The sequence below is a fragment of the Pseudokordiimonas caeni genome (genome assembly GCF_026719705.1).
Classification (GTDB): domain Bacteria; phylum Pseudomonadota; class Alphaproteobacteria; order Sphingomonadales; family Kordiimonadaceae; genus Gimibacter; species Gimibacter caeni.
Genome location: NZ_JAPPRR010000001.1, coordinates 258096 through 271928 on the forward strand (window position 1 = coordinate 258096; position 13833 = coordinate 271928).

A 13833-nucleotide genomic window follows, 5' to 3' on the forward strand; every position below is an offset into this window, starting at 1 on the left:
TCACTGCTGGCAGGTTGCGGGCGCCGTCACCGCCAGATAGACGCTGCTCCAAAGCTGCACGGCGTTCGATTCCGTCTGGTGCCCCGCCCCTTGCCCGAAAGGCGTGACGCGATATTCGCCGCCCATGTAGGACCATGACCAGAGCTCGGAATTCCTGATATCCCGCCCGGCATCGATTGCCTGCCACAGCTGGCACTCGAGCGTGCCGAGACGGCCTTTGAGGGTGGCGGGCAGGTCATCCCGCTCGATCTGCCGCCGCAGCCCCACGGCCCACATGGCCTGCTGCCACGACCAGACGACCGCCCCATGATAATGGCCCGGCCCGAACAGCGGGCGTATGGCGTCGTCGGCGAAGGCCGCATTGGCGACAAACATGCCGACGGGCGACAGAAGCCCTGCCGGGAAGGGCCGCTCCAGAACGGCAATCGCGGCGGAAAGCCGTTTGGCATCGGGTGCCCCGAACAGAAGATCAAAGCCATCATCGGAATGCTGCACAGGGATCGGTTTGCCGTCGGCGTCCAGTGCCAGCGCATGGAAGGAGAAGTCACCATCCGGCAAGGTGGCAGGCACGCCGATTTCGCCCGCGTACGCCTCGATCTTCTCTCGGGTGTTGGTCGTGGTCACCACGAACGGCTTCACCGCTTTGCGCCGCCAGACTGCGGCAAGCTTGGCGGCCTCACCTGATGGGGCTTCGATCAGGCCGCGCGCTTGCAGCCGGCCGATGGCCTCAAGGGCGGCGGGCATCAGAACAGCGTTCACATCATAAGGATAGCGGCCATGCCCCAGCCCTTCCTCGCTGTCCCGCCAGTTGCCGTCGGGCTCGCCTGCATGCAGCGCGATAAGGTTCTCCGTTACCGGGTCGGCCGCAAAGGGGCGCGCAGCAGCCAGCACGAAGCCGATATTGCGGGCAAGGGCATCGCTGTAGCGTTCCCCGTCCGTGGTTACAAGCGCCAGAAAAGCTTTGGCTTCGGTGTCCGTCAAACTGTCCAGATAGTCGGCAAGGACCGGCAGCAGCATCAGATTGTCATCGACCATACCATAGTCATTGATCGGCCTATCGCTCGGATTGCCGCTTGCCTTCTGGTTCATCAGGACGGCAAGCTCGCCGATGGCTTCCTCATGCGCAACTTCGCCGCTTTCGTTCAGGCGTTCAATCACCGAGCCGAGCCCCGCCTCGACGGCAGGGCGGCCAAGCACGGGCATCAGGAGCCGGACGGACAGAAGCGTGTCGCGCCCGAAATAGGTGAGGAAGCGCCACGAGCCCGCCATCAGCTTTTCGCGCGTTGCCAGAAAGCCGAGCGCATTTTGGAGGCGCGGATCGTCAGCGGCTTTGTTAGTCAGAAGATCATCCGCCCGGATGGGGGTGAGGGGTGTGTCGCCCGTCATCACGGTCAGGGCAAGGTCAAGCCGGTCGTCATCGCCCGTCAGCACAATCCCGTCTGCTGTCTGGGTGATTTGGCCGTTCGCGAGTGTCAGGCGCATCTCATAGCGGCTTTTGCCATCGGCACGGTCGCGCTGCCAGCGGATCGTATCGCCGTCGATCACCGGGCGGGCTTCATCCCGCGGGGCGATGCTTGCAGGGTTCACCGCACCCCGCACAAAGCGTAGGCTGCCGAGATCGGCGCGGGCGATGGTCAGCGTGGGCGTGTCGGCGCTGAACCGGGCTGTGATGCCGGTCACGTCCGTTTCCTCCACAGCCTCAAGGGAGCCGGTCCGCGTGAACTGAGCGGGGCGTTGGGGTTGCTTGAGAAAAATCCCGGCGCCGCTGTTGCCGGCCGGGAAGGCTACGATGATGCGCGGCTCAGGGCCGGAGGTCAGCAGCAGGTGGGCGGCAATGGTGCCTTCGCTGATGAAGGCATTGTCGGCATTGCCTTCCTGCACATTGAAGCTTTCCGCCATCACGGCCGCCGTAAATCCAAGCGTTGCCAGCAGGGTTATCATGAGACGCATCGTTCAACTCCTGTCGTCGCGTTTGGCCCCGGTCAGAAAAAAAGCGCTGCGACTGGAAATCCGTCGCAGCGCCGAGGGGCCCAATCCAAGTCGGAATGGTTGGGGGCGGGCAGGAAGGGGAGCCCGCCCCCGCCTTTATGATCAGAAGTCGAAGCCGACGCTGAACTTCACCGAGCGGGCGAGGATTGCGCGGCCGTTCGGGGCTGCGGCAGTGCGCGGGTCGCTCTCGGTAAGGCCGTGGCTGTTCGTCAGGTTGTCGGCATGGACCTGGAAGAAGAGGCCGTTTTCAAGCGTCACAAGGACACCGGCATCAAGCTTCTCGTAGCCTTCAAGCTTGTTGGTGTTGGCATTGTCGCCCCACCGGTCGCCGACCAGCTGGATGGCACCATACAGGGTGGCCGTCGCGTTGCCGAACTCGATATCGTAGCTCGGCGCCACGCGCAGCTGCCATTTCGGCTGACGCAGGACGGTGTTGTCCACGTCGGTTGCCGTGGTGCTGTCGGTGATCTTGGCGTCCTGCAGCGTACCGATGAAGGAAACGTTGAAGGCGTCGTAGGTATAGTGGCCATCAAGCTCGATCCCCACCGACCGCGTCTTGAAGGCGGCGTTCGGGATGTCGGCGCCAACGGTGGCGGAGAAGCTGTCGTTCTTGTTATAGAAGACGGTGCCGAAGAGGCCGAAATTCTCGCCCGAGTATTTCACGCCGCCTTCAAGCTGCTTCACGCCGTTGATGTTGAGATTGTTTTCGCGAACGTCATCGAAGTGCGGGAAGAGCGAGCCCTTCGAGTAACGCGCAAAGACGCCGAGATCGTTGTTGATGTCATAGTTCACGGCACCGGTGTAGGACCATGCCTTGTCTTTCAGGCCGACCGCCAGGTCACGGGTGCCATCGGGATAACCCGGGCCGCTGTCGAGGATATAATCGATATCCAGCCATTCGCGGCGCAGGCCAACGTCGAAGCGCAGGTCAGGGGTCACCTGCCAGCTGTCGGCGATGTAAAGCGCGTCAGCGGTGGCGTCACCGGCAGATTCGATCCCGTAAGCCCAGCAGCCCGAGTTGGAGCCGCCAGCGGCAAGATCGGCGCAGGTCGTGTTGGCATCAAGGAAGTCACCATTCTGCACGTTATGCAGCGGGGTGAAGTTGCCGATGGTCCAGAAATCGTCGGACGACCATGTGGCCTTGTAATAGCCGACCGTGAAGTCATGGTCGCCGACCATCTTGTTCAGGCTGAGGTCGTTGGTGAAGGATTCGAGGTCCTTCTGCACAACCCAGTGGCCATAGTTCTGGACATATTCGGTGCCGGCAAGCACTTGGCCGCCAAGCGTGGTGGCCGTGCCGGCTGCCAGATCCTGTACCTGGATCGCGCCGCCATCGGGCACGAGGCCGTAGGTGTCGGCATTGCCCTTGGTGTAGGACATGTTATCGCGCACGCGCCAGCCGTCGCCAAGGTCGAAGTCGGCATTGAGGCCCGTTACGCTGCCATCCCAGCCGCGGCCGTCGGCAAAGTCGAAGGTCTCGCGGTCGCCGTTTGCATTGATCTGCAGTTCGCGGAAGCGCGTGGCGTTGCCAAGCTGCGAGAAATCGCCGAGGTCATTGCCGGAATTCAGCGCCATCGGCAGATACCACTGGCCGTGGTCATCGGTGATGCGGGTGAAGATATTGATCTCGCCGTTATCGAAAACCTTGGTCAGCTGGGCCGTGATCTGCTTGCCCTTTTCCGAGTTGAATTCGGCGTTGCGGATGCCTTCGGAGCTCTGGATATAACCGCCGACCATATAGTAAAGGCGGTCGGCAATCGGGCCGGAAATCACGGCATCAACACGGTTGAGGCCATAGTCGGACGTCGTGTATTTCACGCGGCCTTCGGTTTCCTCGCCACCCTTTTTCAGGTTGAAGTTCAGCGTCACGCCCGGTTCGCCGTTCGAGAAGACGGCGTTCGGGCCGCCGCGCAGGGCTTCGGCCGAGGCGATGGTTTCGTCCACACGGAAGATCGAGCTTTGCTCGAAGAAGGAGAGCATTTCGGTGCCATAGATCGGCGCGCCGTTGATCGACATGGTGACAAACGGAGCGTCGCCGCCGCCGGGCAGGCCGCGCACGTCGATGTTAGCGCCGGCCACGCCGCCCGAGCTTTCAGCCCACACACCCGGAACGAGCGTGAAAAGCTCAGCGGTGCTTTTGGTGCCAGCAAGGCTGATCGCCTCGTCATTCATCGTGGTGATCGCGAAGCTCGCGTCCTGCTTCTTGACGCCGGCGCCGCCGGGCGTGCCAAGGACGACGATTTCTTCAAGCAGATTGTCGCTTTCGCCGCCGGCTGCTGCGGCCGCGTCAGCGTCCTGTGCATATGCGGGTGCTGCTGCCAGTGCCGTCAGCAAAGCAAGCGTGGAAATGGATGTAGTTGTGACTGAGCGCATTTGCATGGCCCTCCCGTGCCAATTGTTTTCCCTCGCAGTGAGTGTCCGCATGCCTTCCCTCAAAGGCGAAACGCGCGGGCATCGCTGTCCGAAACTAGAGCTACGCCTCTTTGCAATCGATTGCAAGTGCTATTTCAATCGATTGCAAAGACTGGGCTTTCCCCCTCGACAGAGGCAGGGCTCGGCTTGTATGACTAAGGTATGAGTGGGGCCAAGACATTGACGATGGCTGATATTGCGCTTCTGGCGGGGGTTTCCGAGGCGACGGTCTCGCGTGCCCTGAAGGATAGCCCGCTTATCAATGAGCAAACCCGCCAGCGTGTGCAGGAAATCGCCCGCGAACATAACTATCGTGTGAACGCGGCCGCGCGAAACTTCCGCATGAAGACGACGAAGACGCTGGCCGTTGTGCTGCTGGTTGACCGAGAGTGGGGCCATGAACTTTCGGATGCCTTCCTGATGGCGCTTCTTGGCAGCATCGCCGACGAGGCCGCCCATATGGGCTATGATCTGCTTCTCTCCACCAACCCGCAAAACATGACCGACCTCAGCGCCTTTTTCGTCGAATCGAAACGCGCCGATGGGCTCATCGTGATCGGGCAGGGGCGGAATGATCCCCGGCTCGACAATCTGGCCCGCAGCAGAACACCGTTCATTGTCTGGGGTTCGGAAGTGCCGGGGCATGATTATGTGACGGTTGGCAGCGATAACCGCGCGGGCGGTTACGAAGCAACCAAGCTCTTGATCCGCAATGGCCGCCGCCGCATCGCGTTCCTCGGCGACATTCGCCACCCCGAAATGGAAGACCGCTTCATCGGCTACAAGGAGGCGCTGTCGGAAGCCGGCTTGCCGTTCGATGAGGCGCTGGTGATCGCCACCGAGTTTTCACGCTCCTACGGCTACGAGAAAACCGACAAGGCGATCCTTGGGGGTAATCTCAATTGCGATGCCATCTTCTGCGTCAGTGACAATATCGCGCTCGGCGTGATCAAGCGCCTGTCTGAGGCGGGCGTGCGCGTGCCGGATGATATCGCCGTCGTCGGCTTCGACGATATTCCGGGCGCCGCCTTCAGCATCCCGGGCATCACGACCGTCCGGCAGGATGTGCATGAAGGCGGGCGGCTCCTTGTCCGCAATCTCCTCGCGCTCATGAAGGGCGAGAAGGTCGGCCATTCGGTCATTCCGGTGGAACTGGTGATCCGACAGTCCTGCGGTCAGGCCTGAGCAGCCAGAACCGCGAGCCCGTTTGCAGCCAGCCTTGAAGTATCCGGTAACACCAGATCAGCTTCCCTCAGGATTGCCGCGTCCCCGATGCCGACGGCCCGCATGCCGGCAGCCTTGATGGCGGTGACCCCCGCTGCCGCATCCTCGACCCCGATGGCGTCCTCAGGGGCGATCCCAAAGGCATTGGCAACATCCAGGAAGATATCGGGGGCGGGCTTGCCGCGCGGGATGGCGCCTGCGTCCGCCACATAGTGGAAGCGGTCGGCGATGCCGAGCCCGGCGATAACCTCAGGGGCATTCTTGCTGGCGGAGGCAAGCCCGATGCGTATGCCGCGGGCGTCCAGCCAGTCGAAGGCCTCGATGATGCCCGGCAACAGGTCAGCCGGGCTGATGCCCTTGATGAGTGTCTTGTAATGGTCGTTCTTCTCGGTCGCCAGCCGGTCCCGCGTGGTGGCATCGAAGGTGCGATCTGACCGTGCGAGGATGAAATCGAGTGATTCCATCCGGCCCACCCCCTTCAGGTGATGATTGTCATCCTCGTCAAAGGGGATGCCAAGGCCATCGGCCAGCGCCTTCCAGGCGAGGAAATGATAGTGGGCGGTGTCGGTGATGACACCATCAAGGTCGAATATACAGGCGCGGTAGGTCATGGCTCTTCAGGCGTTCGGCAGGGTCAGGGGTTTGCCTGCCGCGATGGTGTGGTTCTTGCCAAAATGGCGCAGGGTGAGGCTTTCGCCGTCGATCAACTCATAGGTCGTGCCGTTCGGGGCCACCGAAACAGCTAGGCCGCAGCCGTGGGCGCGGATCGCAAAGCGATAGTCCTGCCAGTCTGCCGGCAGGCTCGGGCGGAAGGCTGGTGTGCCATGCTCGAACCTGAGGCCAGCGAACCCGTAGGCGACGCCCATCCATGACCCCGCCATGCAGGCTGCGTGCACGCCGTAATGCGTGTTGCCGTGCAGGTTATCGAGATCCATCCGGCACGTTTCCATGAAGAGCTTGTAGGCGGCCTCGCGGTTGCCAAGCTCCGCATTGGCGACCGCATAGATGCAGGTCGACAGCGTGGAATCATGCGTGGTGATGGGCTCGTAGTAGGCAAGGTTGCGGCGCTTTTCTTCCATCGTGAAGCGATCGGAGAGAAGCACCATGGCGAGCACCACATCAGCCTGTTTCAGCACCTGATGGCGGTAGATGGTCAGCGGATGGAAGTTAAGGAGCAGCGGATATTTGTCCGCCGGTGTGCCGTCGAAATCCCAGACGGGGCGATTGAGGAAGGTATCGTCCTGTGCGTGGATGCCGAGCTTCATGTCATAGGGCAGGTTCATTTTCGCTGCCGCTTCCGACCATTCGCCAAGCTCCTCGCTGGTGAAGGTCAGCCGGGTGACAAGTGCGGCATATGCGTCGGGCGCGTCTTTCGCGAGCCGCCCCATGACCCGCACAGCGCCCTCCAGATGGTGGCGAGCCATCGCGTTTGTGTAGAAGTTATTGTCGGCCATCGCCGAATATTCGTCCGGGCCGGTCACTTCATGAATGCAGAAGCGGCCGCCATCGTGGGCCGAGAAATGACCGGCCTCGAGCCACAGCCGGGCGGTCTCGATCAGCAGTTCGGCGCCCATTTCGGCGGCGAAACCCATGTCGCCCGTCACCTCGATATACTGGATCGTCGCGTAGGCGATGGCGGCGTTGATGTGATACTGCGCGGTGCCTGCCGGGAAGTAGGACGAGCATTCTTCGCCGCCGATGGTGCGCCACGGGAACAGGGCGCCGCGCTTGTGTGCCATGGTGCGCGCCCGTGCCCGCGCCTGATCCAGATGGCGGTAGCGATATTCGAGCATGGCCCGCGCAATCGCCGGTCGCGTGGCGGTGAAGAAGGGCACGACATAGATTTCCGAATCCCAGAAATAATGCCCGTCGTAGCCATGGCCGGTCAGCCCCTTGGCGGCAATGCTGCTCATGCCATTGCGGCCCGCCGATTGATAGAGGTGGAACATATTGAAGCGCAGCGCCTCGGCAAGGTCCGGCGCACCGTTGATCTCGATACCGGCGTCCGCCCAGAAAGTGGCAAGCTCGGCTTCCTGTTCGGCGGCGAGTTTGTCGAAGCCATCCTTTGCAGCGGCGGCGAGCGCGTTGCGGGTGCGGGTATCAAGTGCCTCGGCCTCCGCCAGCGGCCCATGGTCATACTGCACATATTTGGTCAGAGTGACGGTCTGGCCCGGCGCCAGATGCAGATCGAACCGCTGGCCTTCCACATGCGGTTTGGCGGCGGGGGTAATGGTGGCACCCACCCCTTCAACTGCATGGCAGGCGGCAGTGGCGACGAGCGTTTCGCTATCCTTTATCCGGTGCAGGAAGAAGCTGTCGTTTGCGTCCGTGCCTGAATCCATCGGGGTCAGGCAATCGGTGATCGAAAGCTGCCCGGCGCGCGGGTCGCCGCCCCGGTCGGTGCCGCCATAGGCCGCATCCAGCGTGGAGGTCAGTGTGACGGCGCCGTCATAGTCGAACGAGGTGACGCTGTAGGTGATTGCCATCAGCCCGCGCCGGGTGAGGCTGACGAGCCGCTCGGTGCGGATGTCGAGGCTGCGGCCGCCTGTCAGGTTCCAGCGTGTGGTACGCGCGAGCCGCCCGCTGCGCAGGTCAAGGCTGCGGCTGAAGTCGGTTACCTCGCTGGCGCCGTGCACGAAAGTCTCGCCGCAGGCGGCAAGGGTGATGACTTTGCCGTTCGGCACCAGCACCATCTTGTTATTGTGGGTGGCGAAGCCGAACGCGCTTTCATCATAATGAATGGGTTCGCGGAAATAGACGCCGTTCAGGTACGTGCCTTCGATGGATTTGATGCCCGGTGCCACCGGCTCCTCGAAGGTGCCGCGGGTGCCAAGATAGCCGCCAGCCAGCGCAAAAAGCGATTCCTGCACGGCAAGGCCTGCTGCATCGAACCGTTCTTCACGGATGAACCAAGGATCGGACGGCGGAACACTGCCCGTCGCCTTTTTGCCTGCTGGTTGCACGCGAACTCTCCCTCCCGCATGGCAATGGAATCGGCCCCTATCATATCGTTCTTGCAATCGATTGCAATGCCGATATGATCGATGCCGGGAGACGGGTGGCCAATGCCGCCGAAAGGGAGGCTATATGCACAATTGGCGCATCAAGATTGCGCTGTTCCTGATCTATGTGGTTTTCGCCATGCTCTTGAACAGCGTCGGGACGGTCATTCTGCAGGTTATGGGTAACTACGATCTGCGACACGTTGATGCCGCGATCCTTGAGGCCTTCAAGGATCTGCCCATCGCCGTTGTGTCGCTTCTCGTCGCCTCGTTCCTGCCGCGTCTTGGCTTCCGCCGCGCGATGATGCTGGGGCTCGCCATCGTCACGGGGGCCTGCATCGCCATGCCGCTGGTGCCGGCTTTCCTGACGACCAAGCTATTGTTCCTGTGCGTTGGTGCTTCCTTCGCGCTCGTGAAGGTGTCGGTCTATGCGACCGTCGGACTGATCACCGAGGACGCGAAGGAGCATGCAAGCACCATGAACACGCTTGAGGGCATGTTCATGATCGGCGTGCTGATGGGCTACTGGATTTTCGCCCAGTTCGTATCGATCGATGACCCGAAATCGCAGGATTGGCTGAATGTATACTGGCTGCTGGCCGGCATCGCGGCCTTCACATTCGTCGTCCTGTTCTTCACGCCTTATGACGAAAGCGGCAGCAAGCTTGAAAATTCGAGTCGCAGCCTTGGCGACGATTTCGTCGGTATGCTGCGGCTGGTGATACGCCCTGTGGCTTATGTCTTTGTGATCTCGGCCTTCCTCTATGTGTTGATCGAGCAGGGCATCGGCACGTGGCTGCCGACCTTCAACAAGGAAATCCTGCACCTGCCGACCGATATGGCGATCGAGGCCGGGATCATCTTTTCAGGCACGCTGGCCATCGGGCGCTTGTCGGCGGGGGCGGTGCTCGCGCGGTTTGACTGGTATCCGGTGCTGAATTTTTGCCTGGTGGCGATGGCGGTGCTGGTGCTGCTGGTGCTGCCGCTGACGCATGGGGCGGTCGCTGACGCCAACATCACCTGGCTGACGGCCCCGCCGGCGGCCTATATCTTCCCGCTGATCGGGCTTTTCATGGCGCCCATCTATCCGGCCATCAATTCGGTGGTACTGTCGGCGCTACCCCGGCACCAGCATGCGGCGATGACCGGGTTGATTGTCATCTTCTCGGCGCTTGGCGGCACAACGGGGTCGCTCATCACCGGCCGGGTGTTTGGCGCGTTCGGCGGACAGACGGCCTTTTACTTCTCGCTGGTGCCGATGGTTGGTATCCTGATCGCGCTCTATTTTTTCCGCCGTGAAACCCGGCGCACAGGCGAGGCAGTGACGGGCGAGGCCTGAGCCTCGCCCTTGCGCAAACTAGTCGAGTGTGCGGCGGTAACGCTTCATGGCAATGAGCGTGATCGCCGCCATGAAGACGAGAAGCGGCCAGACATGCGGCCATATCTCGGCCATGCCGCTGCCTTTCAGCAGAATGCCCCGCGAGATATTGATGAAATGGGTGGCGGGCATGATGTTGCCGATCACCTGCGCCCATTCGGGCATGCCCCGGAAGGGGAACAGAAAGCCCGACAGCATGATCGAGGGCAGGGTGACCATCATCGACATCTGGATTGCTTGCGTCTGGTTTTCGGCGGCTGCCGATAGCGTGAAGCCGATGGCCATGTTGCAAGTGATGAAGATGATGAGCGTGGCGGCGAGAAGCCACAGGCTGCCGACCACCGGCACCTGGAAAAGCGCCCACGCCACCGCCACGATGATCGCCGCCTGCACGAAGCCGATCACCACATAAGGCGTGATCTTGCCGACCATGACTTCCAAGGGGCGCACCGGCATGGCCAGCAGATTTTCCATCGTGCCGCGTTCGCGTTCCCGCGTGATGGCAAGGGCCGTCATCATGATGCCGGTCATTGTCAGGATGATCGCGATCAGCCCCGGCACGATATTGTACCGGGTGAAGCCTTCGGGGTTATAGGCCCGGTGCAGGCGCAGCTCGACGGGCGGCTTGGCGGGGCGTAAGGGGGCGAGCGTGCCTTTCAGTTCTTCTTTCAAAACCCGGTCCATCATGCCGTTGGCGGCCGACAGCGCGCCGGACGTGGCAACCGGGTCGCTGGCGTCGGCTTCGATCAGCAGCTTCGGCTTCTCGCCGCGCAGGAGGTCGCGCTCGAAATTCGGGGGGATCGAGACGACAAACAGCACGTCGCCTCGCTGCAGCATTTCCGTCGCTTCCGCTTCGGATCGTGGCTCATGATCAATGGAGAAATAATCTGTATTTTTCAGCCCTGCCACGAAAGCGCGGGCGATGGGGCTGCTATCCTGCGATATCACCGCCGTTGGCAGATGCTTGGGGTCGGTGTTCAGCGCGTAGCCGAAGAGCAGCAGCTGCATGATCGGGATCATCACGATCATGCGGAGCGTGACGGTATCGCGGCGGAGCTGGATGAATTCCTTGGCGAGGATCGCCCGCGCCCGCCGGAAGGAGAAAAGGCTGGTCGTCATGCCGCGTCTCCCTCGTTGCCGTTTTCCGCACCTTTGAAGTTGTCCTGTGCGTCGGCCATATAGCGGATGAAGATATCCTCGAACGAAGGTTCGGCTTCATGCCAGCTCAGGCCTTCGCGGTTGAAATAGGGTTTGAGGGCAGCTTCAAGGGCCTGTTTGTCGGTGCCGCTGACATGCAGGTTATCGCCGAAGGGAGCAACCGTTTTCACGGCTTTCTCGGCTTCCAGTTCCCTGGCAAGCGGCATCAGGTTCTGCCCGCGCACCACCCAGGTGGAAAGGCCGGCACCCCTGATGACGTCCTTCACGGTACCCTGTGTGACCAGACGGCCGTAAGACATGTAGATGATGGCGTGGCAGCGCTCGGCCTCGTCCATATAGTGGGTGGAAACGAGCACGGTCAGCCCCTCGGCGGCCAGCCGGTGGATTTCGTCCCAGAATTCGCGGCGGGCCTTGGGGTCCACGCCGGCGGTGGGTTCATCCAGTAGCAGAAGTTCGGGTTCGTGCAGGATACACGCGGCCAGCGCCAGCCGCTGTTTCCAGCCACCCGAAAGCTGCCCGGCCAGCTGCTTCTGCCGGTCCACCAGATTGAGATTCTGGAGGGCGGTATCGACCCGTTCTTTGCGGCGGTCGAGCCCGTAAAGATCGGCCACGAATTCAAGATTCTCACGGATGCTGAGGTCTTCCCAGAAGCTGAATTTCTGGGTCATGTAGCCGATGCGGCGTTTCACCTCGGCGGCTTCCTCCACAATATCGAAGCCGAGGCAGGTGCCTTCGCCGGCATCGGGGGTCAACAGGCCACAGATCATCCGGAGCGTTGTCGTCTTGCCGCTGCCGTTAGGGCCGAGGAAGCCGTAGATACGGCCGCGCGGGACCTGCACATCGAAGCTGTCGACGACCTTGCGTCCACCGAAGGATTTGGTGAGCCCGCGAACGTCGATCACATTATCCGGGGCAGCGGTCATCATTCCTGCTCCAGCGTCACGTCCACCGGCAGGCCGGGGCGCAGGGCAGGGCTCGGTGTCGTGGGCTTGGCTTCGACGAGGAAGACAAGCTTGTCACGCGATTCCACGCTGTAGATCACTGGCGGCGTATATTCAGCCTCGGACGAGATATAGGAAACGGTGGCGTCAATCGCGCCATTGCAGCCATCGCAGTCCACACTGATTTGGCTGCCCATCGGTAGCTTCGGCAGCAGGGCCTGTGGCACATAGAAGCGTACTTTCACATTTTCGGGTGGCAACAGGCTGACGACCGGTTGGCCGGCGGCAACATATTCGCCGGGGCGGAAATAGGTGTCCTCAACCATCGCGCCTGCCGGCGCCTTGGGGGTGGCGTCGGTCAGTTGCTTGTCGATGCGGGCAAGGGCTTGCACGGCACGGTCAACCGATGCCTTTGCAGCCTCGATCCGGTCGCTGCGCGCGCCAAGTTGATCGGCTGCCAGTTTGGCGTCCAGTTCCTTCAGTTGCGCGCGGGTGCTGATCAGGCGGGCTTCGGCGGCATCAAGGGATGATTGGCTGGCCGCACCGGTGGGGACGAGCGGCTTCAGGCGCACGAATTCCTTTTCGGCATTCACAAGGTTCGCCTTCACCTGCTCGCGCTGGCGGCGGATGATGTCCAGTTCTTCGGGGCGTGCCCCCTTGGTGAGGTCGGCATATTCGGCGCGGGCGCGGGCGAGGTCGGCTTCTGCCGCTGCACGGGCGGCGACAAGATCGGTGAGATCGAGCGAGAAGAGCGGGGCGCCTGCCGCCACCTGATCGCCGCGCGATACGGATAATGTTTCGAGAAGACCGCCCGTGGTGGCGGCAAGGCGGACATATTCACCTTCCACATAGCCATGAAGCGCCGTGTCGGCGGGCTCGCACCCGGCCAACACGGCAGTCATGATTGCCAGAAGGCTTGTCCGCATTATTATTGTTACCTCGTTTCTGTCGTGACGTTTTTTCATTTCAGTGCCTCGCGTGTCGTGGCGATGATCGCGTCCGTCTGCCGCAGGATCATGGCAACGATGGCGTCGGTTTCCCGCGTGCCATAGTCCTGCCATTGCAGCCGGCGGAGTGCCGTCGCCTTATGTGTTTTGAAAATTACCGCCTGCCCGAGAAGCGAATGGGCGCACAGGATCACCCGCTCATCGGTCGGATTTGCTTTCACAAGGAACGCTACAAGCGCTGTCAGCGTTTCGTGCAGGGGCCGCATCGAGCCCTCATAAAGGAAATCGAAATTCGGGGTGGGGTCGAGCTGCTCGCGGATGAGAATCCGGGCGATGTATGGCGACGCTCGCTCGCTGAGGAGAAAGCGGGCAAAACTGGTGACGACACGGTGCAGGAAATCGCGGGCTGTCTCGTCCGTCATTGTGCCGGTATTCAGGGCAGTGCGAATGTCATCCAGCATGCCGCTCATCACGCTGCGGGCCATATTGCCGATGCTTTCAAGAACGGCGCGGTAAAGCCCGTCCTTGCCGTTGAAATAATAGGCGATGGCCGAGATGTTGACGCCGGCCTCGTTGGCAAGTGCGCGGGTTGAGGTGCCCTCGTAGCCATGCTCGCCAAAAACCTTCACGGCGGCCATCAGCAGACGTTCTTTCGCGTCGACCTGATCGGGTTTGGCGGCGGTACGGGGCATGCTGCACTCCTTGGCGTGTCTCGGCCTGAGTCGTACCACACTCATGGAATAAATCAATCGAATGATTTAATCGAGTGATTGAAAAAAGAA

General features: G+C 61.6%; 10 protein-coding genes. 2 read left to right on the plus strand and 8 right to left on the minus strand.

Annotated features, from left to right (window positions below; genetic code table 11):
* Complete coding sequence (locus OU694_RS01115) at window positions 1–1950, minus strand: glucosidase family protein (RefSeq protein WP_308909166.1); 1950 nt, start codon at window positions 1948–1950, stop codon at window positions 1–3.
* Window positions 1951–2091: 141 nt separating this feature from the next.
* On the minus strand, window positions 2092–4362 hold the full coding sequence (locus OU694_RS01120; RefSeq protein ID WP_308909167.1) for a TonB-dependent receptor: 2271 nt from the start codon (window positions 4360–4362) through the stop codon (window positions 2092–2094).
* Between the two features lie 225 nt (window positions 4363–4587).
* Between OU694_RS01120 and OU694_RS01125 the strand changes: the two genes are divergently transcribed.
* The gene (locus OU694_RS01125) at window positions 4588–5586 is read left to right on the plus strand and encodes a LacI family DNA-binding transcriptional regulator (RefSeq protein WP_308909168.1); all 999 of its coding nucleotides are present in this window, start codon (window positions 4588–4590) and stop codon (window positions 5584–5586) included.
* Here the strand turns inward: OU694_RS01125 and pgmB are convergent.
* A complete protein-coding gene (pgmB, locus tag OU694_RS01130) occupies window positions 5577–6236 on the minus strand; it encodes a beta-phosphoglucomutase (RefSeq protein WP_308909169.1) in 660 nt (219 codons plus the stop codon). The two genes, OU694_RS01125 and pgmB, sit on opposite strands and share 10 nt — an antisense overlap.
* A gap of 6 nt (window positions 6237–6242) precedes the next feature.
* Window positions 6243–8588, minus strand: a complete 2346-nt coding sequence (locus OU694_RS01135; protein WP_308909170.1) for a glycoside hydrolase family 65 protein — start codon at window positions 8586–8588, stop codon at window positions 6243–6245.
* 124 nt (window positions 8589–8712) lie between these two features.
* Here OU694_RS01135 and OU694_RS01140 point away from each other — a divergent pair, with 124 nt between their 5' ends.
* Entirely contained in the window at window positions 8713–9966 is a 1254-nt protein-coding gene (locus tag OU694_RS01140; RefSeq protein ID WP_308909171.1) for an MFS transporter, read from the plus strand.
* 18 nt (window positions 9967–9984) lie between these two features.
* Here the strand turns inward: OU694_RS01140 and OU694_RS01145 are convergent, their stop codons facing one another.
* From OU694_RS01145 to OU694_RS01160, 4 genes are read right to left on the minus strand one after another with little or no spacing between them, the layout of a single operon-like run.
* Window positions 9985–11124 (minus strand): ABC transporter permease, encoded by a 1140-nt coding sequence (locus tag OU694_RS01145; RefSeq protein ID WP_308909172.1) that lies wholly within the window; start codon window positions 11122–11124, stop codon window positions 9985–9987.
* The gene (locus OU694_RS01150; RefSeq protein ID WP_373460232.1) at window positions 11121–12086 is read right to left on the minus strand and encodes an ABC transporter ATP-binding protein; all 966 of its coding nucleotides are present in this window, start codon (window positions 12084–12086) and stop codon (window positions 11121–11123) included. The genes OU694_RS01145 and OU694_RS01150 overlap by 4 nt, the downstream gene beginning before the upstream one ends.
* On the minus strand, window positions 12086–13030 hold the full coding sequence (locus OU694_RS01155; protein ID WP_308909174.1) for an HlyD family secretion protein: 945 nt from the start codon (window positions 13028–13030) through the stop codon (window positions 12086–12088). Before OU694_RS01155 ends, OU694_RS01150 begins: the two co-directional genes overlap by 1 nt.
* Window positions 13031–13065: 35 nt before the next feature.
* The gene (locus OU694_RS01160; protein WP_308909175.1) at window positions 13066–13743 is read right to left on the minus strand and encodes a CerR family C-terminal domain-containing protein; all 678 of its coding nucleotides are present in this window, start codon (window positions 13741–13743) and stop codon (window positions 13066–13068) included.
* Window positions 13744–13833 lie beyond the last annotated feature (90 nt).

Bases quoted from the DNA above. Each gene is read 5' to 3' on its own strand.
- OU694_RS01115 (WP_308909166.1), bottom strand. From the start codon at position 1,950: ATGCGTCTCATGATAACCCTGCTGGCAACGCTTGGATTTACGGCGGCC.
- OU694_RS01120 (WP_308909167.1), bottom strand. From the start codon at position 4,362: ATGCGCTCAGTCACAACTACATCCATTTCCACGCTTGCTTTGCTGACG.
- OU694_RS01125 (WP_308909168.1), top strand. From the start codon at position 4,588: ATGGCTGATATTGCGCTTCTGGCGGGGGTTTCCGAGGCGACGGTCTCG.
- pgmB (WP_308909169.1), bottom strand. From the start codon at position 6,236: ATGACCTACCGCGCCTGTATATTCGACCTTGATGGTGTCATCACCGAC.
- OU694_RS01140 (WP_308909171.1), top strand. From the start codon at position 8,713: ATGCACAATTGGCGCATCAAGATTGCGCTGTTCCTGATCTATGTGGTT.
- OU694_RS01145 (WP_308909172.1), bottom strand. From the start codon at position 11,124: ATGACGACCAGCCTTTTCTCCTTCCGGCGGGCGCGGGCGATCCTCGCC.
- OU694_RS01150 (WP_373460232.1), bottom strand. From the start codon at position 12,086: ATGACCGCTGCCCCGGATAATGTGATCGACGTTCGCGGGCTCACCAAA.
- OU694_RS01155 (WP_308909174.1), bottom strand. From the start codon at position 13,030: ATGCGGACAAGCCTTCTGGCAATCATGACTGCCGTGTTGGCCGGGTGC.
- OU694_RS01160 (WP_308909175.1), bottom strand. From the start codon at position 13,743: ATGCCCCGTACCGCCGCCAAACCCGATCAGGTCGACGCGAAAGAACGT.